We start from the raw sequence: 21,493 nt of genomic DNA on the forward strand, positions 1-21,493 counted from the left end.
ACGAGCTGCTATGAATGATCTCTACATGGTTTCTGTGTTGGCTGCGGCTCTCCCAAACTTACACCCTCTGCCATAATCCCCATGTCAATAGAGTTTGAGACGCGCTAACCCTGACTCATAGAGGTAACTTTGTATTCATAAAAAGTACATTTTTGCTCATTAAACAAATTCATAGAACACAAGCTGAAGGAGCGCAAACATGACATCTTTGGATAGCAAAGCGGTTGAAGTCGATAACATCCGCTTTGAAACCTTAGTGCCGGAGCGGGAGTTGATTGTTCCGAAAAAAAGGCAGAGTGGAAACATACCTGTGCAAATTGGTATTCGCATTACTAACAACACCTTAACCCCCCTTCGCTTCAGCTTTTACGCCAGCTTGACCCCAGAAATTATAGGAGCAGATAGGAAGGTTTTGCACGTAGGCTACTACAGTGATTGGTCTACAGAACCATTAGAATCTGATTTTCCGTTAGTCCTGCCTGGAGAGTACGTAACCTTTTTTCCCTATGCCAAACTTCTGTGGCTACGTGACCAGTTTAGACTTCTCATGGGGGCTGGCGATGGGGGCTTTTGGTTTTTTGACGATCTCAAGCTAGGTACATACCAAATTCGGTTCAGGTATCAAGAAGATATTGAGTGGGGGCAGAGGACATTTGATGGAGAAGAACTAATTGAACAGAGGCTATTAGAAAGAGTTTGGTTAGGGCAGGTGGATACATCCTTTGTAGAGTTTTACCTAATTCAGCCATGAACTGACGTTGCAGTTAGTGGATGCAGACAATCAAGCTTCAGCAACAGATTTCACATTGGTCAGAAATGAAACTTTTTACCACTTACCAATTATCCACAAGTTATTGTTTACAAATGAATTAGGGTTGCTATAGATTACAGCTTCTCCCTATTCTAGCCAGTTCGAGGATAGCTATTAATCAACGCTCCATCGGGGGTATAAAGTTGTAGTGGAACCCTGGCATTATCGCTAATTGCTTCGAGGGCATCTCCCAGCGTTCGTAGGTGAGTCGCAATCCCTTGTTGGGCAGTAAAATCTCCCCGTTGTTTGGCTGTGTTTGTAGTTTGAACTACCATCTGCATATAAGCAGGTGTCAACTGAACTCTAATGCCCCTATCAGTTACAGTGTAATCGCAGACTTTGGGCGCTCCGGAGCAGGTTCGATTGAGATCGTTACGGGCTTTTTGTAGGAGGTTCGCGTAGCTTAGTTTAATCTCGGCTTGTCTGAGAGCCTCTTTATAGGAATTTAGTAGAGAATCTGCTTGATTGTATACAAAAGTTCCTCTGGGAATTTTTTGCAGGTTGACAATCGCATTGCGCCAGTTAAGCACCGTCAATGTCCATTGATTAAGCTGCTCAGTATTTTTGGCATTGCGTGCCAGGTTCTGAGCCATTTTGTAATTATTAATAGCCATTTGTTCTCTATTTTTGCGATCGCGTGCATTTGCCAACTTGGGCAAATAAGCTGCTATCATCTGCTGCGCCTCTGCACGCGCCGTTGTACCCACAGGAATCCCCTTGAGGCGATTCATCCCCATATCCCAGCTAGTTTCCACCAACCGCCAATCTGGTAGCGACTGAGCCACCCCTTGACGGGCTTCTGCCACCTTCAGGGCTTCTTTGGCAGCATCGAGGTCTTGGAGAGCCTTTCTTTCGGCATTTAGCCGCCAATTAATCGCCGCTAAATTAACTTGATACTCCTTAATTTTCTGCTGCGCTAGTTGGTAGACAGTGCTATTTCTGGGAACTGGTTCTAAAAGCGCGATCGCTTCTCTCCACATCTGCTGAATTTCTCCCCATTCTGCTACTGAATGCGGAGGATTTTGGCTTCTTTGCGCCGCCGTCGATCCCTTGCTCAAACCTGTTACCAACTGCTCCAACAATTGCGCTTGTTGAGAATCATCTTTCAACTGATTTTGAGCTTCTTGGTAAGAAAACGACCAAAATGGAATTGTCTCCAAAAGGCGGATAGCTTCTTGCTGTTTCTCTCTGGCCTCTAGTATTTCTTGCCCGGATTTGGGTTTCTGAAGGGAAACAGCTGCCTCTTGGGAAAGTTGCTTTGCGTCCGTGAGTGCGACACACGGGCCGACTACACAAGGACGGGTAAGGGCATAAAAAGGCAGAATAAAAGCCAACAAACCTACTCCAGCTCCCGCCACCAATATCGGTAATGGCAACTGCCGCAGTTTAGCTACCAGCGGCAATGCCTTGCCCTTAGAACTTTCTGGCGGCACCGCAGGGGATACAGGCGCATCCTCAGCACCTGATGATTCAGCGATCGCTGGTGGTTCCTCGACATTCGCATCAGTATCCCCCAAACTGCTTTGGGTTGAACTCACCTTTACCCCCGAAGGAACCCCGGCTGTATCAAAAACTACTCCCTCGTCAACGGAATCGGCACTTACAGTTGACAAAACAGGCGACTCTACGGTAAACGAGTGAAACGCATAAGGCTGCTTTTGCCCAGCTATTCTCAGGTAAAGCTGTACCTGGTTGGCAAATTCCGGGCGCAGAGTCTTGAGAGTTTGTTCTATTTCTCTAAAAGTTTGTTGCGCGTCAGGGGCAAAATCGGGTGGATGTTGAGTCAGAATAATCAGCGCTTCCTGTGGGGTGGCACAGCGAACCTGAAAGGGAATATGCTCGTGTTTAGCCGATTGCAGACGATTCTGCAAAATTCGCCCCAGTACCTGTAATTCGCTTTCGCGGGCTATTGTTGGCATACGGCAACCCCTTCCGTTAAACTTTATTCCATTTTGAAGCACCGCAGCTGAAAATCGGACTTAATTTTCTACTTTTCAGTAGAGCGATCGCATCAGTTGTAGCTGCAATAATAAAAAGTTGCTCAAAAAATCATTAATAATTGGTCACAGAAGAGTTGTCAAGTTGAAATGTTGTCAGGTTCTACAACTTTCCCACCTTCCAACCTTCCAAGGGACTATCGACTAGCTATGAAAACCTATACACCGCTATCTGAACAAGTTATCTTGATTACGGGAGCCTCCACGGGAATTGGTGCTGCTCTAGCGAACTATCTAGCCTCCCAGTTTTTGGGAATACGGTTAGTGCTGGCAGCTCGAAATCAGGAGAAACTGGAGGCTGTTGCTACCTACTGTCGCAAAGCTGGTGCAGATGTCCTGGTAGTTCCAACAGATATAGCTGTCTTTGAGCAGGGTAAAGCCTTAGCGAATAAAGCTGTTGAGCATTTTGGGCGAGTTGATGCTTTAGTTAATAATGCTGGTTACGGACAGATGGGGCCAGTAGAATTAATCCCTACTGAGGCGGTACAGCGGCAGTTTCAAGTAAACTTACTAGGCCCCTTGGCTTTGATTCAAGCTTTAGTTCCAGTGATGCGCGACCAAGGAGGAGGAAGAATTATTAATATTAGTTCTCTGGGAGGACGGCTGGCGTTTCCTTTTGGGGGTTTGTATAGCTCCTCGAAATTTGCCTTGGAAGGACTCAGCGACGCTCTCAGGATGGAATTAGATCCATTTAATATCAAAGTCAGCGTTATTGAGCCAGGGCCAGTTACTACAGACTTTTTCGCCGTCGCCGCCGAAAGAGTGGAGCAAGCTGTAAAAAATCCTCAAGATACGCCTTATCGTGCTGCCTTTAATCGATTAGAAGGACTGGAGGAACGAACCAGTTCTCGTGCTTGGACTTCCGAACGAGTGGCACAGGTAATTGTGCGATCGCTCACAGACCGCAACCCCCGTCCGCGCTATATTGCCGCTACAGGTGGGGATATCTTGCTGTTTTTAATGAACAAAGTTTTACCCACCAGAGCTGTTGATGCTTTCTGGAAGCGTTTCTACGGCATTAATGAAGTCGCAAAAGACTGGCAAAACAGGGGTTAGGGACTGGGGACTGGGGACTAGGGACTGGGGACTGGGGACTGGGGACTAGGGACTGGGTAAGATTCCTTCCAATTCCCAATTCCCAATTCCCAATTCCCAATCCCCAATCCCCAATCCCCAATCCCCAATCCCCAATCCCCAACTTATGGATTTATTAGAATACCAAGCTAAAGAATTATTTCGCGAAATGGGCATTCCAGTTTTGCCCTCGCAACGCATCGACCATACGAGAGATTTGAAGAGGTTACAGATTCCCTATCCGGTTGTCCTAAAATCTCAAGTGCGTGCTGGTGGACGGGGTAGAGTTGGAGGTGTGCGATTTGCAGAAAATACCATAGATGCGATCGCAGCTGCTCAAGCAATTTTTAATCTGCCAATTCTGGGCGAGTATCCCCAAGTGTTGCTAGCAGAAGCAAAATATGATGTCACCCGCGAATTCTATCTGGCAGTAACACTAGACTATAACGCTCGTCGCCCAGTGCTGCTGGGTTCCTCTCAGGGAGGAATGAATGTGGAAGCAGTGATGGAGCAAATGCAGCAAGTTATAGTTGAGGAGGAATTTTCCCCTTTTTATGCCCGCCGTCTCGCGGTGAAAATGGGACTCAAAGGTAATCTTATCGGCTCGGTCAGCTGCATTTTAGAAAAAATGTACCAGCTGTTTGTCCAAAAAGACTTGGATGGATTGGAAATCAATCCTCTGGGTGTTAGCGCTACAGGTGAAGTGATGGCGCTGGATGGCAAAATTACTGTTAATGATGCTGCTTTCAACCGTCACCCGGATCTGGCAATGCTGGCAGCAGAAATGCCAGAGTCAGAGATGACTAAAGAAACGCCACTAGAAACTTACAATAATACTTCTCAATCAAGTCTCAACTGGGTAAATCGAGACGGCAACATTGGGATTCTCTGCAATGGTAGCGATTTAGCGATCGCAATGGCCGATTTAGTAACTCGCGCTGGCGGTTCGCCTCGTTTATGCCTGAGTATCAGTGAGGAACCAAGTGGAGATTTAAGTGCAGCATCTCGCGGCGAAAAGCTTGAACAAGAGTTGGAGCGTTTTGTTCAAAATACGAATATCAAAGTTTTACTGGTTAATATTGTCGGTAGTGCCGCAGTTAATGAAGAAGTAGCTTCATCAATTGTCAACTACCTGCAACGAAAAGTTAACGATATTCCAGAAGTTCCCTCGCAGGCTACTCGGCGCTTTCGCCCCCGTGGAAGCGATCGCAGATACGAGCAAAAAAGTCTTCCCCAGTTTATCGTGCGCCTGCTTGGGAGCGAAATTGATTATTCAAGCGAGCATTTCGCCTCAATGCCTGTAAACTGGATCGATAACCTGGAGGATGCGATCGCTCAAGCCGTCTCTCTAGCAAAGTCCACTGCTAAAACATGAATGTAACGCCAGACAATAAAATCCTGGTACAGGGCATTTCGGAAGAACAAGGTTCAATCTACGCCGCTCGGATGAAATCCTATGGTACAAATATAGTCGCCGGAACGAGTGCCGGACACGGTGGGCAGCTGTTGCACGGCATACCAGTTTTTGACCTGGTAGAACAGGCAATCGTGGAAGTCGGTGCGATTGACACTACCATTATTTTTGTACCAGCTTATGAGGTGTTAGATGCAGCACTAGAAGCGATCGCTTCTGGTATCCGACAAATTATTGTCATCACCTCTGGTATCCCTCCCCTGGACATGGTAAAACTGCTGAGAAAGGCAGAAGCTACCCAAACCCTCGTCCTGGGGAGCAGTTCTTCAGGCATCATTGTTCCAGGGAAAATTTTACTAGGCACCCACGAAAGTAAATTTTATACCCCCGGTAACATCGGTATCATTGGTCGCACCGGAACTCTAACCTACGAAGTTGCTTGGGAATTGACACAAGCAAATCTTGGTCAGTCGCTTGCTGTTAGCATTGGCAGCGATCCAATTGTCGGGTCTTCGGTTGTGCAGTGGTTACAAATTTTGGCTGCGGATAAAAACACTAAGGCAATTGTTTTAGTCAATCATATCGGTGTACCCTGTGAAGAAACGGCTGCTAAATACATTGTTGAGGAACTTGACAAACCAGTAATTGCTTACCTTGCAGGCCGTAAATCTCAAAAGAAACTAATAGGTCACGCGAATGCTATTAGTCTTCGGCATCGGGAAATGATGTTCGCCTCTCAGCGAGATGGACTAGCATCTGAACTAACACCCGAAGAGCGCCAAATTGCCGCTTTTAAGCAAGCCAAAATCCCCATAGCAGACCGTCCTTCTCAAATTCCAGACTTGGTGAAAAAGGCACTTAAAAAGTAATGTCGTCAAAACGGCATATTTGCTCTTAAAGGTAGGGGGTTGTGCCAACAATTGCTGATGCTCAAAATGAAGTTCCCTGGCGCACAGATGTAGCCAACTTGCAACTGCACTCCCTCCTACCATTCACCTCTATCAATGCGATCGCGCTAACTGAACAGCATTAGCGTAAATCCAGCCAGTATTGGATCGCATTAGCTAACCAGCTACATTCATCCCTACTCATTCCTTCAGGTAAGAAATATTCTCTACGGTTGGTCTGGATCGTGACTACCCTTTTCTCTTTTCCATTCCGAACCGTTTTCATCGTGTGGAACACATCTTCAATGTCCGCCGTTGAACCGCGTATCCTCGTCCTAGTGAAGCCGAAACGACGTTGGTAGATGGAGAACTGTGACCGATTAAACTGTACAAAGGTTGGCAAGAATTCCCAAGAAACGCTTCCGCTAATGGTGATAACAATTAGGAGAAAAAAGAGAATATATCTAAATTCAATAGGGATTACCGCGGTAGTATATGTCACAATTGGGACAAAGGCAATCAGAGCGATCGCAATCGGAATTAACATTAAAAGATTCCAGAGGCTTGCGCCAGGAATCGTAATCAACAGTTCATCAGCAGTTTGATTCAATTCAATTCGGCTATTGTATGGAGGTGTTAGCGATCGCTCCTTAGATGGTTCAAGTTCGCTGTGTTGGGAAGTAGAAGGCGATCGCGCCGCTGACTTATCATCTGGGGAAATGCGGCTATCAGCACGCAATGCCTCTAACGCCTGTCGAGCAGTCTGAAACCGTTTTGCTACATCAGGTTCAGCAAGCTTGTCAATCCAGTGGACAAAGCGGGGAGTGAGACTCACCCGATCGGCAAACTGAATGCGGAGGTCTTTCTGAGGCAACTCAGATGGAGAAATCCCAGTTAGCAAGTGGATCAGCGTCGCACCCAAAGCATATAAGTCAGAAGCAGCCACCGCCCGTCCACTAAACTGTTCGATTGGCGCATAGCCGTAAGTACCAACGACTGTAAAAGTGGCTCCTTCCCTTGCTGCTCGGTCTTGTACCGCACCAAAATCAACCAGATAGATGCGATCGCCCTCGCCGCAGATCAAGTTACTGGGCTTAATATCGCGGTGCAGGACGGCCGGGCTGAGTTCATGTAGATAAGTCAGCACATGGAGGATATCAGCCGCAATCTGGCGTACTTGTTGTTCCGTATAGCGTTTGCCTTGAGCCAGCAATTGCTTGAGGGAGGAACCGGGAATGTAATCTTGCACTAGCCCAAACCAGAGCAGGCGATCGTCAACTGAGAACGAATCCCGGTATTTGGGAATTTGGGGATGAGCCAGTTGTCGGAGTACCTGCGCTTCCCGCTCAAATAATTTCACGTCGTCCCATTGCACCTCATCGCCAAACGCGAGTAACTTCACTACGACAGGTTCAGCATTTGGTACAGATATATCCTCTGCCAGCCAAGTTTGTCGCCCAGCAGTTTGTCCTAGTTTTTGCTTGAGTTGGTAACGATTATGAATTACTTGTTCTGGTTGAAGCATGAGGGTGTTCGCGCCAGCGTCTCTAAATCAGAATCTTGGGAATGAAAGCTTAATTACAGGGTTTTTCAGCAACATCTCACCCTACAGCCGATTGTATTGCTGGTGCGAGGAGTTTGCAAAGAGCAATCTATAAAGATTGCTATCTTATTCTGGGTGATTCCCCAAAAGGTTGATTGATAAAGCTTCCAAAAGTCTTGTTATGCGGCCAGTAACTATCAATCTGATGGGGCTTGGAGAAACGAACCAAGATCCCCTAGCCTGAATAAATATACAGATTTTATAGAAGGTGCCAGATGCGCGATCGCCAGAAAAATACTATTGACATTGATGAGGGAACCGTTGTTCTGATTGTGTTTGCCTTTATAGTCTTACCGCTTGTGTTAGCTGGTTTCTTCTTCCAATAATTAATTTTTTCACACGCAGCAAAGTCATGACTACCTATTTCCGCCCTAGTGTTGAGGCGATGACTGGCTATGTTCCCGGCGAACAGCCCAAGCCTGGGACAAATATCATCAAACTGAACACCAACGAGAATCCTTATCCGCCTTCACCGGATGCGATCGCAGTTCTGCGGAACTTGGATAGCGAATGGCTGCGACGTTACCCAGATCCTTACGCCAACGAGTTTCGCCTTGCGATCGCACAAGCGTTAGAGGTTCCCTTCGAGTGGATTATTGTTAGCAATGGCAGCGATGAATTGCTGAATGTTGTGGTGCGTGCTTGTGCGGAGTCGGGGCGCAAGGTAGTTTATCCGATGCCGACTTATGTACTGTATCGTACATTGACGGATATGCAGCCTGCGGAGCGTGCCGAAATTCCCTATGGAGAGGATTATAGTTTGCCAATTGAAGAATTGGTGGCGGTAAACGGTGCGGTGACGTTTATTGCAACGCCTAATAGTCCATCAGGACATATTGTTCGCATTGACGAGATTCGACAGTTGGCGGCGAGGTTGTCTGGCGTTTTAGTCGTTGATGAGGCTTACGTTGATTTTGCTTGCGAAACGGCGTTGCCTTTGGTGAAGGAATTTGAGAATGTTATTGTAATCCGCACCTTATCTAAAGGTTATTCTTTGGCAGGGTTGCGGCTGGGTTTTGGGATTGCAAATCCAAAGCTTTTGAGTGGCTTATTTAAGGTTAAAGACAGCTACAACATTGACGCGATCGCTTGTTTGGTTGGTGCGGCGGCGATGCGCGATCAAGCTTATAAAAACGAGTGTGCCGAAAAGGTGAAGCGATCGCGGACAACTTTAGGGGTGGCTCTCAAGCAATTGGGATTCCGGTTGTGGGACTCCCAAGCCAATTTCTTTTTGACACAACCCCCCAAAGGCAATGCAGAGCAAATTTATCTGGAACTAAAGGAACGGGGAATTTTGGTGCGCTACTTCAAGCAGCCTGGTTTAGAGGATAAGCTTCGCATTACTGTCGGTACTGATGAGCAAAATCAAATACTTGTTGAAGCGTTGATTCATTTGGTGTAACCGAGATACCCGACTTCTTCGAGTCGGATATCTTAATGTTAGCGGTTCAATCTTTCTGTGAGCTATGCTGTGCTAATAATTGGAAAATTGGTTGGCGTTGCAAGTGCGATCGCATCAATTTATCTTTCCCGCAGTTAAAATCAAAAACTAGCAAGATTTATTAGCCTTGTTATGTTCGATCAGCAAGAATTTTATGCTTTGGAAGAAGGCGAACCCCCACGCTTGGCAATTTCCTGGGGATTTTTTAGTCGAGAGATTGTAATTCGCTTAGATGGTGAGGAAATTGGCAGCATTCCCAGAGCTAAACTTAACAAAGCACATGAATTTGTTCTAAAGGACGGTTCGCGGTTAAAGATTAAGCAGATTCCAAGTTTCAAAATATTGGGAATGGGGTTTCAGCCATACCTACACCTGAGTTTGGATGGGCGAGATTTGCCGGGGTTGATACCTAACCCCCAACAACGTTTATCGACCGCTAATGGCTGGATTTTGGGGGTGGGGTCGGCAAAGTTGATTTTAGCGATATTTATGCCAGTGAAAGCGATCGCGCTCCCGCAAACGTTGCAATTTCGGGAGTTTGTAGAATGGCAGCAAGGCTTTACCGGGTCTATGATCACGGGCTTAATTTTGCTGGGGCTTTTTGTTGTACCTAAGCATTTCACAAAGCTGGTATTGACTGCTGCACTAATAATTATTCTGGGAAACCTTCTTTTAGAGTTTAGCTGCATATGGGTTTGCACCGCTCGTACTGGCAATATTGCAGCATTGGAAGGGCTTGCTGCTTTATCTATTTATCAAGCTTTAAGAACACAAAGTCGCTCTCATCGTTGAAGCCCACAATAGAATTCTGGTGCTGGTTGTTATCCTAGTTTTAATATTGAGCGCGATCGCTCCTTGCGCCCCACCCCTGATAAACTATAGAGCGGCTTACGCAAATGGACTTTGAATGATTCTCACTAATAAAAGTTAGAAAGAACTAAAAGAGTAAGCATAATTGCAAGTTATCTGTGAGCGATCGCATCCTCAAGCAAACAGAGCGAGCGCATCCGTGCTAAATTTTGGCTGCACGTGGGCATCAGTGCGATCGCTCATACTAAAATTCAGACATACGCATCTGTTGAAGTAGTCCCACGTCTGGAGCAAGAACTCAAGGAAGTTGTCTGTGAGCGATCGCTTATCTGACTGTTACATTCAAGGTCAAATCGCTCATACCCCAAACTTCAAAGAACTGACGAAATAACACTTCACTAGCTGATCCCATATCTCCATCCGGATCAATGATTCCACCCTCAAGCAACCTCCCTCCCTCGGTTTCCAAATTCAATCGCAATTCGCCATCATCAGTCTTGTGAAGAATCAGGCGACCCCTTGCCAAAACTTGCCCCGCACGACTACTAATTACACATCGCATTATTTTAAGTTCCCCCTGCTTTAAACAACAATAATTCATCATGATGCCAGGATATTCGCGGCGATATAGCAACGCCATGTTCCGTTGCTAAGGGAAATGATGTTCCGATCGCAATGATACGATGAAGGCGGCTGCCTACCGCACGTTAGGCGCATACGCTTTGCGGCACTCTACTGAATATGTATCGAACCTTCATCCCCGGCATCGCTCCACCTCCAGTACAATCTGAACCTGCGTGGTGGTTCGCATTTGTCGGCAATAAGCTGTTGGTTCGACTAGAAGGGACACTCAGCACAATTCCCAATCTTATCAGCTTAGGAGAGATTGGCTTGATACCCGTGCGATCGCAATTTCTCGGCACCCTAGACGATAAACCTTGTTACTCGGCGGAACTGCCGAAAGATGCGGTGATAGCCTTCTTTGCTGATTGAAGGGAAGTACCAGATGTAGCGCTTTATCCCAGGTCAGCATGACGATTTCCTCTTACCTTACATTCACCTTACGCTTGAATACCGTTCCACCTGACCTACCAGTTCCTGGGTATTTGTGGATTACTTCAACCTGATACTTGCCAGGGGTAAGCTTGTTAACAGTAGCTACATACCGAAAATTACCCTCTGTAGCGATACATCCACCCTCAAGTGGATGGATGGTAACGCGCACCGTCACTTTTTTGCCCTTCCGTTCCGCCGCACCGCTTAGTTTGTTGCAAGGATAGGGGGTAGATAACCCCTCTGCACGAATCGCCATACTACCCGCGCCACCGGTTGCACTCATCAAAGGACGTTCTAACTGTTGCCCAAGGGGGCCCGGTTGAGCTACGAAACGAAACCAGTCTGCTTGAGAGGATGTGTCAGCTGAGACCACGTTCAAGGGATTGGACGCCAAAACAGAAGCGAATACACTGGCAAGTAGCAAAGTGTTCATTGTCGGTTTCCGATGATAAAAGGAAAGAGATTGGAGCGTGATACTTTAGCTGTGTATGACACTCAGCATGACTTCTCAGTTCCCTTCAACTGCGATCGCTCTATCACGGTGCGATCGCTTTCATGCAACCATACCAAATAGATTTCGAGTAGTTGAGCCGCATGAAATACAACTGGATAAAAATTCTGCGCTGGTTTGCGATTGGAGTTCTGATTACTTTAGCAATCTGGCTGCTCAACAAATTTGGGATTGAGCAAGTTCGAGAACAGGTGGATCGGTTTGGTATTTGGGCACCCGCCATCGTGTTTGGGCTGCGCTTTACCAGTATCATCGTGCCAGTGCTTCCAGGTACGGCTTACGCGATTTTAGCCGGAGGTCTGTTTGGGTTCGCGCAAGGATTGCTAGTGGTTGCGTTGGCAGATTTAGCCTCTTGTACGTTCAATTTCTATATTGCTCGTCGCTATGGACGGAGTTTAGTAGAGCGATTTGTCGGTGAGCAATTTATGGAAAAAGTCGATCGCCTCGCTCAACAACATTTAGAAGGCAACTTTTTCCTAATGACGGGTCTTTTGATGACCGGACTATTTGATTTTGTCGCTTATGCCGCCGGAATGACTACAATGCGTTGGCAAAGCTATTTCTTAGCCCTCATCGTCAGCATTCTGATTGCCAAACCGCTTTGGGTCGCGGCTGGTGCTGGAATCTTTGAAGGTAGTCAGTTACTATTAGGCTTTGCAATCCTCGGAGCATTCGGCATCGGCATTGTGACTGCTGTTGTTCAACGCCAGCGGTCACAATGATCGGCTAGGTGCTGAATGGCGGTGATACGATCAAAGCGATCGCCTGCGGCACATTCTGCGATCGCGCTTGATTAAATATGCATCGAACCTTCATCCCTGGCATTGCTCCACCCGAAGTACAATCTCAACCCGCTTGGTGGTTTGCATTTGCGGGCAATAAGTTGCTAGTTCGCGTTGAAGGAACGGTGAGCTATATTCCTAATCTAATCAGCCTAACCGAGATTGGCTTGGTGCCCGTGCGATCGCAATTTCTTGGTACGTTGGACGATAAACCATGTTACTCGGCGGAACTACCCAAAGATGCGGTGATAGCCGATGGCATGACTTTGCAAGGACTGCGCGAATTGTACGGCACCTTAGACGAAGACTTGTATGCGCTCAGCAGTCGTGCGATTCAGATTATGCAATGGGATCGCACCCATCAGTATTGCGGACAATGTGCGACTCCAACAACCCAATTACCCAACGAACGTGCCAAGCGTTGCCCTAAGTGTGGATTAGTCAATTATCCTCGCCTGTCGCCTGCGGTGATTGTACTCATCTCCCGTCGTGAAGAGATATTGTTAGCTCGCGCTTCTCGGTTTCCCGCAGGAATGTACGGTTTGATTGCTGGATTTGTGGAACCGGGCGAATCACTTGAAGAAACAATCGTGCGCGAAGTCCGAGAGGAAGTTGGCATAGAAGTCAAGGATATTCGCTATTTTGGTTCGCAACCTTGGCCTTTTCCAAACTCGCTGATGATTGGATTTACAGCTATCTATGCGAGTGGCGATATCGTCATCGATCCGCAAGAATTGGAGGATGCTGCTTGGTTTAGTAAAGACAATCTACCGCTGATTCCTCCTAAACTAAGCATCGCTCGAAAACTTCTCGACTGGTTTGTTTCTACTGATTAAGCGATTCGGGTGATATTGCGATCGCAAGCCATACATCTGTAGGGACATGGCAATGCCATGTCCTTACCGAACGTTAGAACCGCAAGATATTCCACCCAACTGAGAACCGCTATAAAAGAAAGCGATCGCTTCTACTGTTCATCCTTCCACATCCAGAGCGTGCGATTTGTGTAGCAGCAGCGCTGGTGCTATTGGATTTGACAAACATCAAGATGTTGAAATAAGTTCAGCAATAATATCTTCCGACATAAATTGCTTGAAATCTAAAATCTCAATCAGCACTAACTTTTCATTATTTGAGTAGTGAAGAATTACTCGTCCTTCATCCTCTGCATAGGCGATCGCATCATCTGATAGCTCAATCAGAAGTGCATCAACATCTTTGCTGTATTTAACTGTTTTCATAACGGCTCCTTCTGCCTGGATAAAGTGTAATCACTAAAATGAATACCAGCAACAGAGCGATCGCTCTCACTGTTCATCCTCCACATCCAGAGTGTGCGATCGCTATTGGCAAACATCAATATGTTGAAATAAGTTCAGCAATAATATCTTCAGGGGCTTACTTCTACTGACTCAAACTCAATTTTGTCATATATATCTGCCAGCGATATTTGAAAAGAAAGGGAGTTTAGAGATACTATTTCATTCGCATCGTCATACTCAGTAAATGTCCAGCGTTTTTGCTCGGTTTTGAAGTATTGCTCAATGTGCATCGTGTATTGGTCAATTAAGATATATTCTTGAAAACTGGGAATGGTACGATAGGCGGTAAATTTTGCGTCTTTGTCATAGCTTCTAGTGGACGCTGACAACACTTCAGCAATCATCAAGGGGTTAGTAATGGTGTCTCGCCGTCCTTCTTGTAATTGCAACTCACCCTGAACTACCATGACATCAGGATATGTATAGATGCGGTTTCTAGGAATCCAGAGCCGTTGGTCGGTGACGAATGCTCGATAAGGTTGACGCTTGAGCGCAAAATTCAACGCCGCATAAAAGTTGCCAGTAATTTGATTATGATTTGGGGTTCCGCCAGTCATCAGGGCAATTTCACCATCGATATATTCATGCCGTTCTTCTGAGTTAACCTCAAACTCAAGATATTCTTCATCTGTGTAAACTTTTTTATCTTCAGCTTGCATAATCATTGTTTCTAAGTTTGAAAATTACACTATTGGGATAAGCCTTTTGGCTAAGTCGGTAAATAAATTATGACAAACTGAATGTTTGCTTATTGTCCCAGTTTCAATCTTGAGCGATCGCTCTAACCGTTTATTCTCCACATTGCTGATAACTTGAGCAATGGCTGTTTCATTCAATTACGTAAATACTTAGCCCTTTTTTGGCATCGCAGTCAAACTTTAAATTTACGTCTTTTTCAGTAGTTATCTCTACTTGTTCCTTAGTGATTTCGTCATCTCTAATACTCTCAATTGTAGCTAATAGACAGTACGAGGAAGAGTCTTTAACTAGAAAAATGGTTTTTCCAACAGACAAAGTTACTGCCTTAATTTTAGCCCTTGCAACTTTCTGGTCATCCAACCAGTGTCTAATTGTTCCTATCTCTCTAGCTTGCCCTATAACAGCCTGTTTGAAAATCACCTGATAGGTTACTAACTCTACTAAGGCTTGGCACAAATTCTCAACAAAGTCACCCATATCCAGCAACTCTTGAGTACCGAGAATTTGATCTACAGCTCCGTGGGCTGCTTCATTACGATAGGCAACCAGTTGATTGAGTTCTCCTTCCGCTGTGTTCTGATCTCCACGAATTTCCTCTAGAAAATTCTTAATACCTCTATGGTTTATTACCCATTTCCAAGCATTCTCAATTCCTGCATCTGCAAATAATTTATCTAGCACGTCTTTCCGCAGATTCTGCTCGTGCAAGAGAAACGCATCAGGTATTAGCTCATATGTTTCGTTACCTGCTACTCCATATAACAAACCTCGAACCACTTTTTCTACAGAAAGGTGCTTAAACCTACTCTTGTTCAAGTCAACCATTAGGCGTCCCACACCCTCTCGATGAGTGTTCTTAATCCTATCAGGCAAGTCTGAATAATCTGAAACCAGGTTGGGTATAAGCCCTAGCCAATCTGTAATTAAATCCTCAACAAATCGCTCATAGATAGCATACAACCGGGTTACTACAGCACAGTGATCATAAACTTGCCATTCGATCTCATTAGGAACTACTTCTCTTAATTCGGTAAATTTTTCGTTGTCATCCAATTCTTGTTTGATTGCACTGTCTTTTCCAAACACGATACCTTTGAGCTTATCGTTAGTCTCGATCATTCTACGAACAGTAGCAATATTTAGATTGACTCTCTTAAGAAGCTTATCAAACATCGCAAGTTACTTTCCAAGAACGTGCGAAAGCATTTTGTCAAATATGTTGATGCGTTCCTGAATTTCAGCCTTAGTTTTTCCGTCCCCTGTCAAAAGACGCGATTCCTCTTTTTCAAAAAGCCTCTTTGTCTCTTCAATTACTTTGGCTTTTTGAACAATCAATATTTCTGCTTCATGCAAATGTCTACTAAAGCCAACCATAACAGCATCGTAATAAGCTTTATAAGACTTCTTTTTCCAGATGCTAGACTTAGGATCAAATGGTTTAAATAAATGCTCTTCGTAAATTTCGTGAGCTAGATTTATAGTTTGCAAAAAAACGTCCTTAAAAAAACTTATATCTTTAGCAGAAAAACTTAAGCTTTTCATCATATAGAGGTCGAGGAATCCCTCCATACCTCTACGGAAATGGTCTACATTACGCAGAGCAAAAAAACGAAGAACTAACTCAACATCTTCCATTTTTTCATAAAGATTATTTTCCAATAGTTCTGGGCTGTTATCATCTGTAGGAATCCCCCAAGCTTCAGCAAATATCGGATAACGTGCTAATTGCAGTAATAGCGAATTAAATTCTCCCTGATACAAACAGTTCCGTACTTCTTGCTTACTTAAATCCACTCCGCCAGTATTGAGGCGCTGGAAGGTCTTCTGCTTTAGAAAAAGAGCCTCTTCAGGAGCGAAGGTTGATTCTCTGATAATTACTATCGATGATAAAGAACGACGGTCGAGACCTGCCCTAATCTTTACAGGAAGCTGTTCGTATTTAAGGTTATTTAGTTCTGGCCAAAGTTCAAGTCCAGTCAGCGCAAATTTATTTCCATAAAAATCCCGGATAGCGGTAATTCTTTGTTGACCATCCATCACTTCATAAGAGTTATATTCTGTTTCATAAAGAATAATAGGAGGAACAGGAATGTTGATAAGAAATGACTCAATCAGGCGTGACTGCATCTTGGGCTTCCAACGCGGCCTTCTTTGAAAAAAAGGCCGCAGCTCCATATAGCCAGGATTTTTTAAAGCTTCGACAAAACTCGGTAGCTTTTCACGGTTGATTTCGGTAAGAATTCTTTTCTCTTTTGAGTCGTACTTCTCGTTAATATCAACCTCAGACATTTTAGAGCGAGATTTTGAAGGAGATTTCTCCCACATCATTTCTTCAACTGGTGCAAGTGGCATTGTCTATATCCTCCATCAGCGTAGCTCTTGTGAATGATTGTAGCGTTCGCAGGCTAAGAACCAAAATATAGGGAGCTACTGGTTTAACAGAATTAAGGTAAATGAGGCTTATCGCTTGAGCATATCAGGTTGGTTTTAGCTGCACATAGACATCAGCGCGATCGCATCCTTGCTAAGTTTTCGCTGCACATAGAAGCGCGATCGCTACCTAGTCATACTTTGAGTTTACGCAGTTGCAGCAGTTTGTTCTTCAGGGAGAAATGCTAGAACAATTCGCTCTCTTGGAATGCCTGCGGCGATTAGGTCTTTGGTGATTCCCTGTTCCATTCCGTCATATTCCACCCAAACCTTACCCTCACTCAGAGTCACATAAATCAAATTTCCCCTAACTCGTCGTCCTCTATCCCAACCCACCTGCATCAGCGCATAACGGTTTTGCGTATCGTCAAATACCGTATCGAGTCGAATATCGCCGTGAGAAGGTTTGAACTGGGCGTATCGTTGAATTACTTGCTTTACAATGTCCCGTTCTTGAGTGGTGGTATCCATTGCTTCACCTCTTGCGCCACTACATCTACAATAAGCAATTTCATCGGTAACTCACGCCTCACCAACTCACCAATCGGTTCGCTGAAAATCCCGTCGAAGGTTGTGCCTGCAATAGCGAGATACAATTGACGATCTGGATCGACCTGTTCAAGTAGAAGTCGATAAAGAACGTATTGACCAATCGCTTGCTCCAAATCAGCAATTGCCGAATTGCCTCGAAATTCCTTGATTTCAACTGCAATTCGACTACTACCGCGTCTGGCACCAATAAATCGCCCTGCAATACCGCTGACGGCATCTAATCTTGCTGCTAAGTCGATAAACAGAAATCGCTCACCATAGGAGATAACGTAGGGATCATCCGTGATTTCCCAACCCTCTTTAATGAGAGCTTGCCTGATGATGTTATGGATCGCATCTCGTTGAGGCATGACTTAATAGGTCATAAGCCGCATGACTAGCCTATGGTACGCTATGCGAACTGACTTGTCAGCGCAACGCGATCACATCCTTGCTAAGTTTTCGCTGCACGTAGAAGCGCGAACTGACAAGTCAGCGCTTCGCTATCGCTCATACTAGAATACAGAATGTCAAGTGAGAGTAGCACACTATGTCATCAGCAGCGATCGCTACAGTAGTAAAGATGATGGAGTTTTTGCCTGTTGATGTACAGGAGCAAGTTGCAGAGCATCTTCGGGAGTATATTGACGACTTGCAAGATGAAATTCGATGGAATGAATCGTTCCAGAGAACACAACAAAACCTTATTGCTGCTGCAAAACGTGCCAAACAAGAGATTGCTGAGGGGCAAGCTACTGTGATGGACTACGACCAACTATAAATCAGCGCAACGCGATCGCATCTTTGCTAAGTTTTCGCTGCACCTAGAAGCGCGATCGCATATTAACCCTAAGATCGCTTGAGAAACGTACTCGCAACTTTCCCCTAGAGTAAACCTATTCAAATAGTAGTGGGGCAGCGATTATAAATAATCGCTGCCCCACACAGAGTATTCACTATTTCTTGCGTTACTTACGCAGGAAGCAATACTGTGTCAATGACGTGGATGACACCATTATCAGCAGCAACATCGGCTGTTGCAACTGTTGCATCATTCACCTTGACGCCACCATTGGAAGCATCAATCTTTACATCTGAACCCTGAACTGTAGTAGCTGACTTCAGCTTAACTACGTCAGCTGCCATCACTTTGCCGGAAACGACATGATAGGTCAGGATTTGCTTAAGCTTCGGAATATCTTGAAGCAAGGAATCTACTGTACCTGCGGGAAGTTTAGCGAAAGCTTCATCAGTAGGCGCAAACACAGTGAAGGGACCAGCGCCTTGTAGTGTATCAACCAAACCAGCAGCTTTGACGGCAGCAACTAGGGTGTTAAATGAACCAGCCTGAACGGCGGTATCAACGATATTAGCCAAGTTTTTTACCTAGTTTTTTGTCTCTTGTTAACAACTATAAAGGGTATTCTAATAAATTGTCTGTACCTTTAGGCATACACCCACTTTGTTGGGCGGGGAGCCGCAGAAATACTGGATATCCTTTATACTAATAAAGCTATAGGTTTAATTTAGGTTAAATAGAGTTTATATAAAAGTTATAGGATAAACTTCGACTTCCATTCAAGAAGATTACTTAGCAATTTTATAACAATGACTACTGGAATAGTCTGCATTACTGCAAATACAGCCGAGGCACCAGTTTCTCATATTTTTAATATAAATTCATGTAGTTTTATCCTAATCTTGTAGATTAACCTGCTTAGCTGAATTTTGCAAATGCGGAGCAGTGGAAACCTGAAGCAGCGATTCAGCGAAAGCAGATTTTCTGTTTTGTATTTTCTGTTCTGTAACGGTAAGTGCGATTGGGCAAAGCCCAGCGCCTGTCTGAAGAGATGCCAAAAGCTGCTCAAGCGATCGCATACTTCCCTCAAATGAAGCCTAGATCGTTGCTTGCACTAAAAGACTCTCAAAGATTTCCGTACACATAGAAAAGCACCGCAAGGTAACTCGCGGTGCTTTTCCTTCACTTGTCCTTATTTATCAGATGCAAGAAGCTCTGATACCGCTGCGTGTGCTAACACAACACCCGGTTCGCGCTGGAAAGCATTGTAGTATTTCCTGGCAAACCCATTCCCTACCTCTGAGGGAGTTAGCAGCGTGCGAGCATAACCAATCAAATTCTGGACATCCTCCAGCGATACGGGTTCATCAGCTTGGAGCATTTCATCAATCTGCACAACCAGCTCAGAAATGCGATGCAGCCAAGCAAATTGTTCATGCTCAATGACGAGTTGAAGCAGTTCCGTGTTCGAGACTCGTCCGCGCACCTGTTCGTAGGTGATGCGTTCTGTGTCAAGCAACATCCGGTGGAGGTGCAGCAATTTGTTCCGCAGATCGCGCAGATATTGATGTTGATGTATTCGTTGTAAAAGTGTGTTAGAAGTCAATGGAACCCATCCTCCCGTTACGATAATCTTCAATCGCTTGAACAATTTCTGCTTCGGTATTCATCACGAATGGCCCGTAGCGGACAACTGGCTCGTTTAGCGGTACGCCAGCAATGAGCAGCACATCCAATGGCGATCGCGCATTTGATGGATTGGCGAGTGCTACTTCCCCACCATCTTGTGCATATAACACCATCTGCCCATCTCCTGCACGTTCCTTGTCTGCACCAAACAAACCTTCTCCATCTAGCACGTATGTAAAGGCATTGTATTCTTTTGGCACCGGCTGAACCACCGTTGCGCCCGGTTGGAGGGTGAAGTGCAGGTACATTATCGGAGTCTGCGTTGCGATCGCGGACTTGACTCCCAGCGCTTCTCCAGCGATCGCTTTTACCGTTACTAAGCCATCATCAGTCTGAGCCGTGGGAATTTGCTCCGCCGAGATTTCCTGATAACGAGGCTTCATCATCTTGTCCCGCCGAGGCAGATTCACCCAAAGTTGCAGTCCGTGAAGCCGTCCGCCAGTCCGAGCAAATTCTCGCTCTGGCATTTCTGAATGCACAACACCCGCTCCTGCTGTCATCCACTGCACATCACCAGCACCCAACTGTCCTGCATGACCCTGTGAATCTTTGTGTTCCAAGCGCCCCTCAAGGACATAGGAAACCGTCTCAAAGCCCCGATGGGGATGATCCGGCGCTCCTTTTCCTTGACCCGGCTTAATATCAACTGGCCCTAATTCATCAAGGAGGAGGAAGGGGTCGAAGTGGGAGAAGGTGCTTTTGGGGAATGGGCGGCGCACAAGCATCCCTTCACCTTCCAGCGTTTCGACACTGTTAATGATGCCTGCAACCGTTCGCATCGTTCGTATTTGAGTCGTCATCAACTGTCTCCTTGATGCCTTAGTTTTCAGTTTAATCAGAACCCTGGCGAAGAATATGCAGATAACCAGCCCTTGCAGAGTATGAAAGTCTATCTAAATTGGGTCATAAACCCCGGACGCCAAGAAGCTGATGCCTTTAGGTTCTTTGTCGGAGCAAAGCTCATTCATTTCGTTTACTTTGATTGCTCCTATATGTGATTACTCATATATTAGCATAAGATCATAAGTGACCAATAGAGCTTCCACTACTTCATTCTTCGGAAAACCGTCTATGTCTCTGGCACACGCAATTCTGGGTTTACTTCAGCAAGAAGAGAGGACGGGTTATGACCTGAAAACAGGCTGCTTCGATGGATGTATTGCTCACTTGTGGCCCGCAGACCAAGCACAAATCTACAGAACCCTCGATAAACTGGTTGAGCAAGGTTGGATTACCTGTACTGTAGAAATTCAGAGCGATCGCCCTAACCGCAAAGTTTACAGTTTGACAGAGGCAGGACTAGCTGAATTAATCCGGTGGCTTCAATGTCCTCAGCCTTTAGCAACGGTAAGAGAACCGTTACTCATTCAAATGTATTTCGCCGCACAGTTATCAAATGATGCGATTATTCATCTGCTAGAACAGCAGCTAGCTGCACGTCGAGAAAAGCTGGCTGAGTGTGAGAATATTGATTTACCAATTCTGGGCGACGAAGCTGCTAGTCGCGAACAGATTATGCAACGCCTGGTACTGGAGTTGGTAATGCGAAGAGAACAAACTTATATTGATTCGCTCAAGAGTGCCATTGATGTCATTCGTCAGCAGTGAGCTTTTTAAAATACACATCTACTTTCTTT

30 protein-coding genes are annotated in these 21,493 nt (G+C 45.4%); 15 read left to right on the forward strand and 15 right to left on the reverse strand.

From position 1 onward, the window contains the following. Positions 1-199: 199 nt before the first annotated feature. On the forward strand, positions 200-751 hold the full coding sequence (locus tag H6F74_RS24545) for a hypothetical protein (protein WP_190444761.1): 552 nt from the start codon (positions 200-202) through the stop codon (positions 749-751). 152 nt (positions 752-903) lie between these two features. On the opposite strand, the gene H6F74_RS24550 is transcribed toward H6F74_RS24545, so the two are convergent. Beyond that, positions 904-2,730: a hypothetical protein gene (locus H6F74_RS24550; protein ID WP_190444762.1), complete on the reverse strand. Its 1,827-nt coding sequence runs from the start codon at positions 2,728-2,730 to the stop codon at positions 904-906. 228 nt (positions 2,731-2,958) lie between these two features. Between H6F74_RS24550 and H6F74_RS24555 the strand changes: the two genes are divergently transcribed. Next, the gene (locus tag H6F74_RS24555; protein ID WP_190444763.1) at positions 2,959-3,864 is read left to right on the forward strand and encodes an SDR family oxidoreductase; all 906 of its coding nucleotides are present in this window, start codon (positions 2,959-2,961) and stop codon (positions 3,862-3,864) included. Here H6F74_RS24555 and H6F74_RS24560 read toward each other — a convergent pair. Further along, positions 3,827-4,006 carry a hypothetical protein gene (locus H6F74_RS24560; protein ID WP_190444764.1) on the reverse strand — a complete coding sequence of 60 codons (180 nt, stop codon included), beginning with the start codon at positions 4,004-4,006 and terminating at the stop codon, positions 3,827-3,829. The genes H6F74_RS24555 and H6F74_RS24560 overlap by 38 nt on opposite strands. Positions 4,007-4,009: 3 nt before the next feature. Here H6F74_RS24560 and H6F74_RS24565 point away from each other — a divergent pair, with 3 nt between their 5' ends. From H6F74_RS24565 to H6F74_RS30705, 3 genes are read left to right on the forward strand one after another with little or no spacing between them, the layout of a single operon-like run. Then, positions 4,010-5,257: an ATP-grasp domain-containing protein gene (locus H6F74_RS24565; RefSeq protein ID WP_190444765.1), complete on the forward strand. Its 1,248-nt coding sequence runs from the start codon at positions 4,010-4,012 to the stop codon at positions 5,255-5,257. Further along, positions 5,254-6,165 carry a CoA-binding protein gene (locus H6F74_RS24570; protein WP_190444766.1) on the forward strand — a complete coding sequence of 304 codons (912 nt, stop codon included), beginning with the start codon at positions 5,254-5,256 and terminating at the stop codon, positions 6,163-6,165. Before H6F74_RS24565 ends, H6F74_RS24570 begins: the two co-directional genes overlap by 4 nt. Positions 6,166-6,206: 41 nt before the next feature. Beyond that, a complete protein-coding gene (locus H6F74_RS30705; protein WP_277875860.1) occupies positions 6,207-6,329 on the forward strand; it encodes a hypothetical protein in 123 nt (40 codons plus the stop codon). On the opposite strand, the gene H6F74_RS24575 is transcribed toward H6F74_RS30705, so the two are convergent. Further along, positions 6,326-7,708 (reverse strand): serine/threonine-protein kinase, encoded by a 1,383-nt coding sequence (locus tag H6F74_RS24575; protein ID WP_190444767.1) that lies wholly within the window; start codon positions 7,706-7,708, stop codon positions 6,326-6,328. The two genes, H6F74_RS30705 and H6F74_RS24575, sit on opposite strands and share 4 nt — an antisense overlap. 430 nt (positions 7,709-8,138) lie before the next feature. Here H6F74_RS24575 and hisC point away from each other — a divergent pair, with 430 nt between their 5' ends. Further along, a complete protein-coding gene (gene hisC, locus H6F74_RS24580; RefSeq protein ID WP_190444768.1) occupies positions 8,139-9,188 on the forward strand; it encodes a histidinol-phosphate transaminase in 1,050 nt (349 codons plus the stop codon). A 171-nt stretch (positions 9,189-9,359) separates the two neighbouring features. Beyond that, positions 9,360-10,019: a hypothetical protein gene (locus tag H6F74_RS24585; RefSeq protein ID WP_190444769.1), complete on the forward strand. Its 660-nt coding sequence runs from the start codon at positions 9,360-9,362 to the stop codon at positions 10,017-10,019. 343 nt (positions 10,020-10,362) lie between these two features. On the opposite strand, the gene H6F74_RS24590 is transcribed toward H6F74_RS24585, so the two are convergent. Continuing rightward, a complete protein-coding gene (locus H6F74_RS24590) occupies positions 10,363-10,677 on the reverse strand; it encodes a hypothetical protein (RefSeq protein ID WP_242022422.1) in 315 nt (104 codons plus the stop codon). A gap of 101 nt (positions 10,678-10,778) precedes the next feature. Here H6F74_RS24590 and H6F74_RS24595 point away from each other — a divergent pair, with 101 nt between their 5' ends. After that, positions 10,779-11,030: a hypothetical protein gene (locus tag H6F74_RS24595; RefSeq protein ID WP_190444770.1), complete on the forward strand. Its 252-nt coding sequence runs from the start codon at positions 10,779-10,781 to the stop codon at positions 11,028-11,030. Between the two features lie 52 nt (positions 11,031-11,082). Here H6F74_RS24595 and H6F74_RS24600 read toward each other — a convergent pair whose 3' ends face one another. Continuing rightward, positions 11,083-11,526, reverse strand: a complete 444-nt coding sequence (locus H6F74_RS24600; RefSeq protein ID WP_190444771.1) for a hypothetical protein — start codon at positions 11,524-11,526, stop codon at positions 11,083-11,085. Between the two features lie 12 nt (positions 11,527-11,538). On the opposite strand from H6F74_RS24600, the gene H6F74_RS30710 reads away from it, so the two are divergent. From H6F74_RS30710 to nudC, 3 genes are all read left to right on the forward strand, one after another. Continuing rightward, positions 11,539-11,667, forward strand: a complete 129-nt coding sequence (locus tag H6F74_RS30710) for a hypothetical protein (protein ID WP_277875861.1) — start codon at positions 11,539-11,541, stop codon at positions 11,665-11,667. A 20-nt stretch (positions 11,668-11,687) separates the two neighbouring features. Beyond that, positions 11,688-12,326, forward strand: a complete 639-nt coding sequence (locus H6F74_RS24605) for a VTT domain-containing protein (RefSeq protein ID WP_190444772.1) — start codon at positions 11,688-11,690, stop codon at positions 12,324-12,326. A gap of 77 nt (positions 12,327-12,403) precedes the next feature. Further along, the gene (nudC, locus tag H6F74_RS24610) at positions 12,404-13,222 is read left to right on the forward strand and encodes an NAD(+) diphosphatase (RefSeq protein WP_190444773.1); all 819 of its coding nucleotides are present in this window, start codon (positions 12,404-12,406) and stop codon (positions 13,220-13,222) included. A gap of 207 nt (positions 13,223-13,429) precedes the next feature. Here nudC and H6F74_RS24615 read toward each other — a convergent pair whose 3' ends face one another. Then, complete coding sequence (locus tag H6F74_RS24615; RefSeq protein ID WP_190444774.1) at positions 13,430-13,627, reverse strand: DUF2283 domain-containing protein; 198 nt, start codon at positions 13,625-13,627, stop codon at positions 13,430-13,432. 38 nt (positions 13,628-13,665) lie between these two features. On the opposite strand from H6F74_RS24615, the gene H6F74_RS30715 reads away from it, so the two are divergent. Next, a complete protein-coding gene (locus H6F74_RS30715) occupies positions 13,666-13,797 on the forward strand; it encodes a hypothetical protein (RefSeq protein WP_277875862.1) in 132 nt (43 codons plus the stop codon). On the opposite strand, the gene H6F74_RS24620 is transcribed toward H6F74_RS30715, so the two are convergent. From H6F74_RS24620 to H6F74_RS24640, 6 genes are all read right to left on the reverse strand, one after another. Next, entirely contained in the window at positions 13,777-14,373 is a 597-nt protein-coding gene (locus H6F74_RS24620; RefSeq protein WP_190444775.1) for a Uma2 family endonuclease, read from the reverse strand. The genes H6F74_RS30715 and H6F74_RS24620 overlap by 21 nt on opposite strands. An 18-nt stretch (positions 14,374-14,391) precedes the next feature. Continuing rightward, the gene (locus tag H6F74_RS29710) at positions 14,392-14,544 is read right to left on the reverse strand and encodes a hypothetical protein (RefSeq protein WP_206756349.1); all 153 of its coding nucleotides are present in this window, start codon (positions 14,542-14,544) and stop codon (positions 14,392-14,394) included. Continuing rightward, positions 14,537-15,580: an MAE_28990/MAE_18760 family HEPN-like nuclease gene (locus H6F74_RS24625; RefSeq protein WP_190444776.1), complete on the reverse strand. Its 1,044-nt coding sequence runs from the start codon at positions 15,578-15,580 to the stop codon at positions 14,537-14,539. Before H6F74_RS24625 ends, H6F74_RS29710 begins: the two co-directional genes overlap by 8 nt. Before the next feature lie 6 nt (positions 15,581-15,586). Continuing rightward, positions 15,587-16,759, reverse strand: coding sequence for a DUF262 domain-containing protein (locus H6F74_RS24630; RefSeq protein ID WP_190444777.1), 1,173 nt, complete (start codon positions 16,757-16,759; stop codon positions 15,587-15,589). A 225-nt stretch (positions 16,760-16,984) separates the two neighbouring features. Then, entirely contained in the window at positions 16,985-17,308 is a 324-nt protein-coding gene (locus H6F74_RS24635) for a XisI protein (protein WP_190444778.1), read from the reverse strand. Further along, a complete protein-coding gene (locus tag H6F74_RS24640; RefSeq protein ID WP_190444779.1) occupies positions 17,275-17,739 on the reverse strand; it encodes a XisH family protein in 465 nt (154 codons plus the stop codon). The genes H6F74_RS24635 and H6F74_RS24640 overlap by 34 nt, the downstream gene beginning before the upstream one ends. Before the next feature lie 22 nt (positions 17,740-17,761). Between H6F74_RS24640 and H6F74_RS30720 the strand changes: the two genes are divergently transcribed. Together H6F74_RS30720 and H6F74_RS24645 are read left to right on the forward strand one after the other, a co-directional pair. Beyond that, the gene (locus H6F74_RS30720; RefSeq protein WP_277875863.1) at positions 17,762-17,887 is read left to right on the forward strand and encodes a hypothetical protein; all 126 of its coding nucleotides are present in this window, start codon (positions 17,762-17,764) and stop codon (positions 17,885-17,887) included. A gap of 31 nt (positions 17,888-17,918) precedes the next feature. Next, the gene (locus tag H6F74_RS24645) at positions 17,919-18,149 is read left to right on the forward strand and encodes a hypothetical protein (protein ID WP_190444780.1); all 231 of its coding nucleotides are present in this window, start codon (positions 17,919-17,921) and stop codon (positions 18,147-18,149) included. 191 nt (positions 18,150-18,340) lie between these two features. On the opposite strand, the gene H6F74_RS24650 is transcribed toward H6F74_RS24645, so the two are convergent. The 3 genes from H6F74_RS24650 to H6F74_RS24660 all read right to left on the reverse strand — a co-directional run bounded on the left by H6F74_RS24650 (position 18,341) and on the right by H6F74_RS24660 (position 20,656). Next, complete coding sequence (locus H6F74_RS24650) at positions 18,341-18,745, reverse strand: fasciclin domain-containing protein (RefSeq protein ID WP_190444781.1); 405 nt, start codon at positions 18,743-18,745, stop codon at positions 18,341-18,343. A gap of 614 nt (positions 18,746-19,359) precedes the next feature. Then, entirely contained in the window at positions 19,360-19,773 is a 414-nt protein-coding gene (locus H6F74_RS24655) for a hypothetical protein (RefSeq protein ID WP_199301606.1), read from the reverse strand. Then, positions 19,763-20,656 (reverse strand): pirin family protein, encoded by an 894-nt coding sequence (locus H6F74_RS24660; protein ID WP_190444782.1) that lies wholly within the window; start codon positions 20,654-20,656, stop codon positions 19,763-19,765. Before H6F74_RS24660 ends, H6F74_RS24655 begins: the two co-directional genes overlap by 11 nt. Positions 20,657-20,927: 271 nt before the next feature. On the opposite strand from H6F74_RS24660, the gene H6F74_RS24665 reads away from it, so the two are divergent. Then, positions 20,928-21,464: a PadR family transcriptional regulator gene (locus H6F74_RS24665; RefSeq protein ID WP_190444783.1), complete on the forward strand. Its 537-nt coding sequence runs from the start codon at positions 20,928-20,930 to the stop codon at positions 21,462-21,464. Positions 21,465-21,493 lie beyond the last annotated feature (29 nt).

The organism is Trichocoleus sp. FACHB-90 (assembly GCF_014695505.1).
In the GTDB taxonomy this organism is placed as follows: domain Bacteria; phylum Cyanobacteriota; class Cyanobacteriia; order Cyanobacteriales; family FACHB-T130; genus Funiculus; species Funiculus sociatus.

Coding starts and splice junctions, on each gene's coding strand:
- H6F74_RS24545 (WP_190444761.1), top strand. CDS start 200: ATGACATCTTTGGATAGCAAAGCGGTTGAAGTCGATAACATCCGCTTT.
- H6F74_RS24550 (WP_190444762.1), bottom strand. CDS start 2,730: ATGCCAACAATAGCCCGCGAAAGCGAATTACAGGTACTGGGGCGAATT.
- H6F74_RS24555 (WP_190444763.1), top strand. CDS start 2,959: ATGAAAACCTATACACCGCTATCTGAACAAGTTATCTTGATTACGGGA.
- H6F74_RS24565 (WP_190444765.1), top strand. CDS start 4,010: ATGGATTTATTAGAATACCAAGCTAAAGAATTATTTCGCGAAATGGGC.
- H6F74_RS24570 (WP_190444766.1), top strand. CDS start 5,254: ATGAATGTAACGCCAGACAATAAAATCCTGGTACAGGGCATTTCGGAA.
- H6F74_RS24575 (WP_190444767.1), bottom strand. CDS start 7,708: ATGCTTCAACCAGAACAAGTAATTCATAATCGTTACCAACTCAAGCAA.
- hisC (WP_190444768.1), top strand. CDS start 8,139: ATGACTACCTATTTCCGCCCTAGTGTTGAGGCGATGACTGGCTATGTT.
- H6F74_RS24585 (WP_190444769.1), top strand. CDS start 9,360: ATGTTCGATCAGCAAGAATTTTATGCTTTGGAAGAAGGCGAACCCCCA.
- H6F74_RS24590 (WP_242022422.1), bottom strand. CDS start 10,677: ATGGCGTTGCTATATCGCCGCGAATATCCTGGCATCATGATGAATTAT.
- H6F74_RS24595 (WP_190444770.1), top strand. CDS start 10,779: ATGTATCGAACCTTCATCCCCGGCATCGCTCCACCTCCAGTACAATCT.
- H6F74_RS24600 (WP_190444771.1), bottom strand. CDS start 11,526: ATGAACACTTTGCTACTTGCCAGTGTATTCGCTTCTGTTTTGGCGTCC.
- H6F74_RS30710 (WP_277875861.1), top strand. CDS start 11,539: ATGATAAAAGGAAAGAGATTGGAGCGTGATACTTTAGCTGTGTATGAC.
- H6F74_RS24605 (WP_190444772.1), top strand. CDS start 11,688: ATGAAATACAACTGGATAAAAATTCTGCGCTGGTTTGCGATTGGAGTT.
- nudC (WP_190444773.1), top strand. CDS start 12,404: ATGCATCGAACCTTCATCCCTGGCATTGCTCCACCCGAAGTACAATCT.
- H6F74_RS24615 (WP_190444774.1), bottom strand. CDS start 13,627: ATGAAAACAGTTAAATACAGCAAAGATGTTGATGCACTTCTGATTGAG.
- H6F74_RS30715 (WP_277875862.1), top strand. CDS start 13,666: ATGAATACCAGCAACAGAGCGATCGCTCTCACTGTTCATCCTCCACAT.
- H6F74_RS24620 (WP_190444775.1), bottom strand. CDS start 14,373: ATGATTATGCAAGCTGAAGATAAAAAAGTTTACACAGATGAAGAATAT.
- H6F74_RS24625 (WP_190444776.1), bottom strand. CDS start 15,580: ATGTTTGATAAGCTTCTTAAGAGAGTCAATCTAAATATTGCTACTGTT.
- H6F74_RS24630 (WP_190444777.1), bottom strand. CDS start 16,759: ATGCCACTTGCACCAGTTGAAGAAATGATGTGGGAGAAATCTCCTTCA.
- H6F74_RS24635 (WP_190444778.1), bottom strand. CDS start 17,308: ATGGATACCACCACTCAAGAACGGGACATTGTAAAGCAAGTAATTCAA.
- H6F74_RS24640 (WP_190444779.1), bottom strand. CDS start 17,739: ATGCCTCAACGAGATGCGATCCATAACATCATCAGGCAAGCTCTCATT.
- H6F74_RS30720 (WP_277875863.1), top strand. CDS start 17,762: ATGACTAGCCTATGGTACGCTATGCGAACTGACTTGTCAGCGCAACGC.
- H6F74_RS24645 (WP_190444780.1), top strand. CDS start 17,919: ATGTCATCAGCAGCGATCGCTACAGTAGTAAAGATGATGGAGTTTTTG.
- H6F74_RS24660 (WP_190444782.1), bottom strand. CDS start 20,656: ATGACGACTCAAATACGAACGATGCGAACGGTTGCAGGCATCATTAAC.
- H6F74_RS24665 (WP_190444783.1), top strand. CDS start 20,928: ATGTCTCTGGCACACGCAATTCTGGGTTTACTTCAGCAAGAAGAGAGG.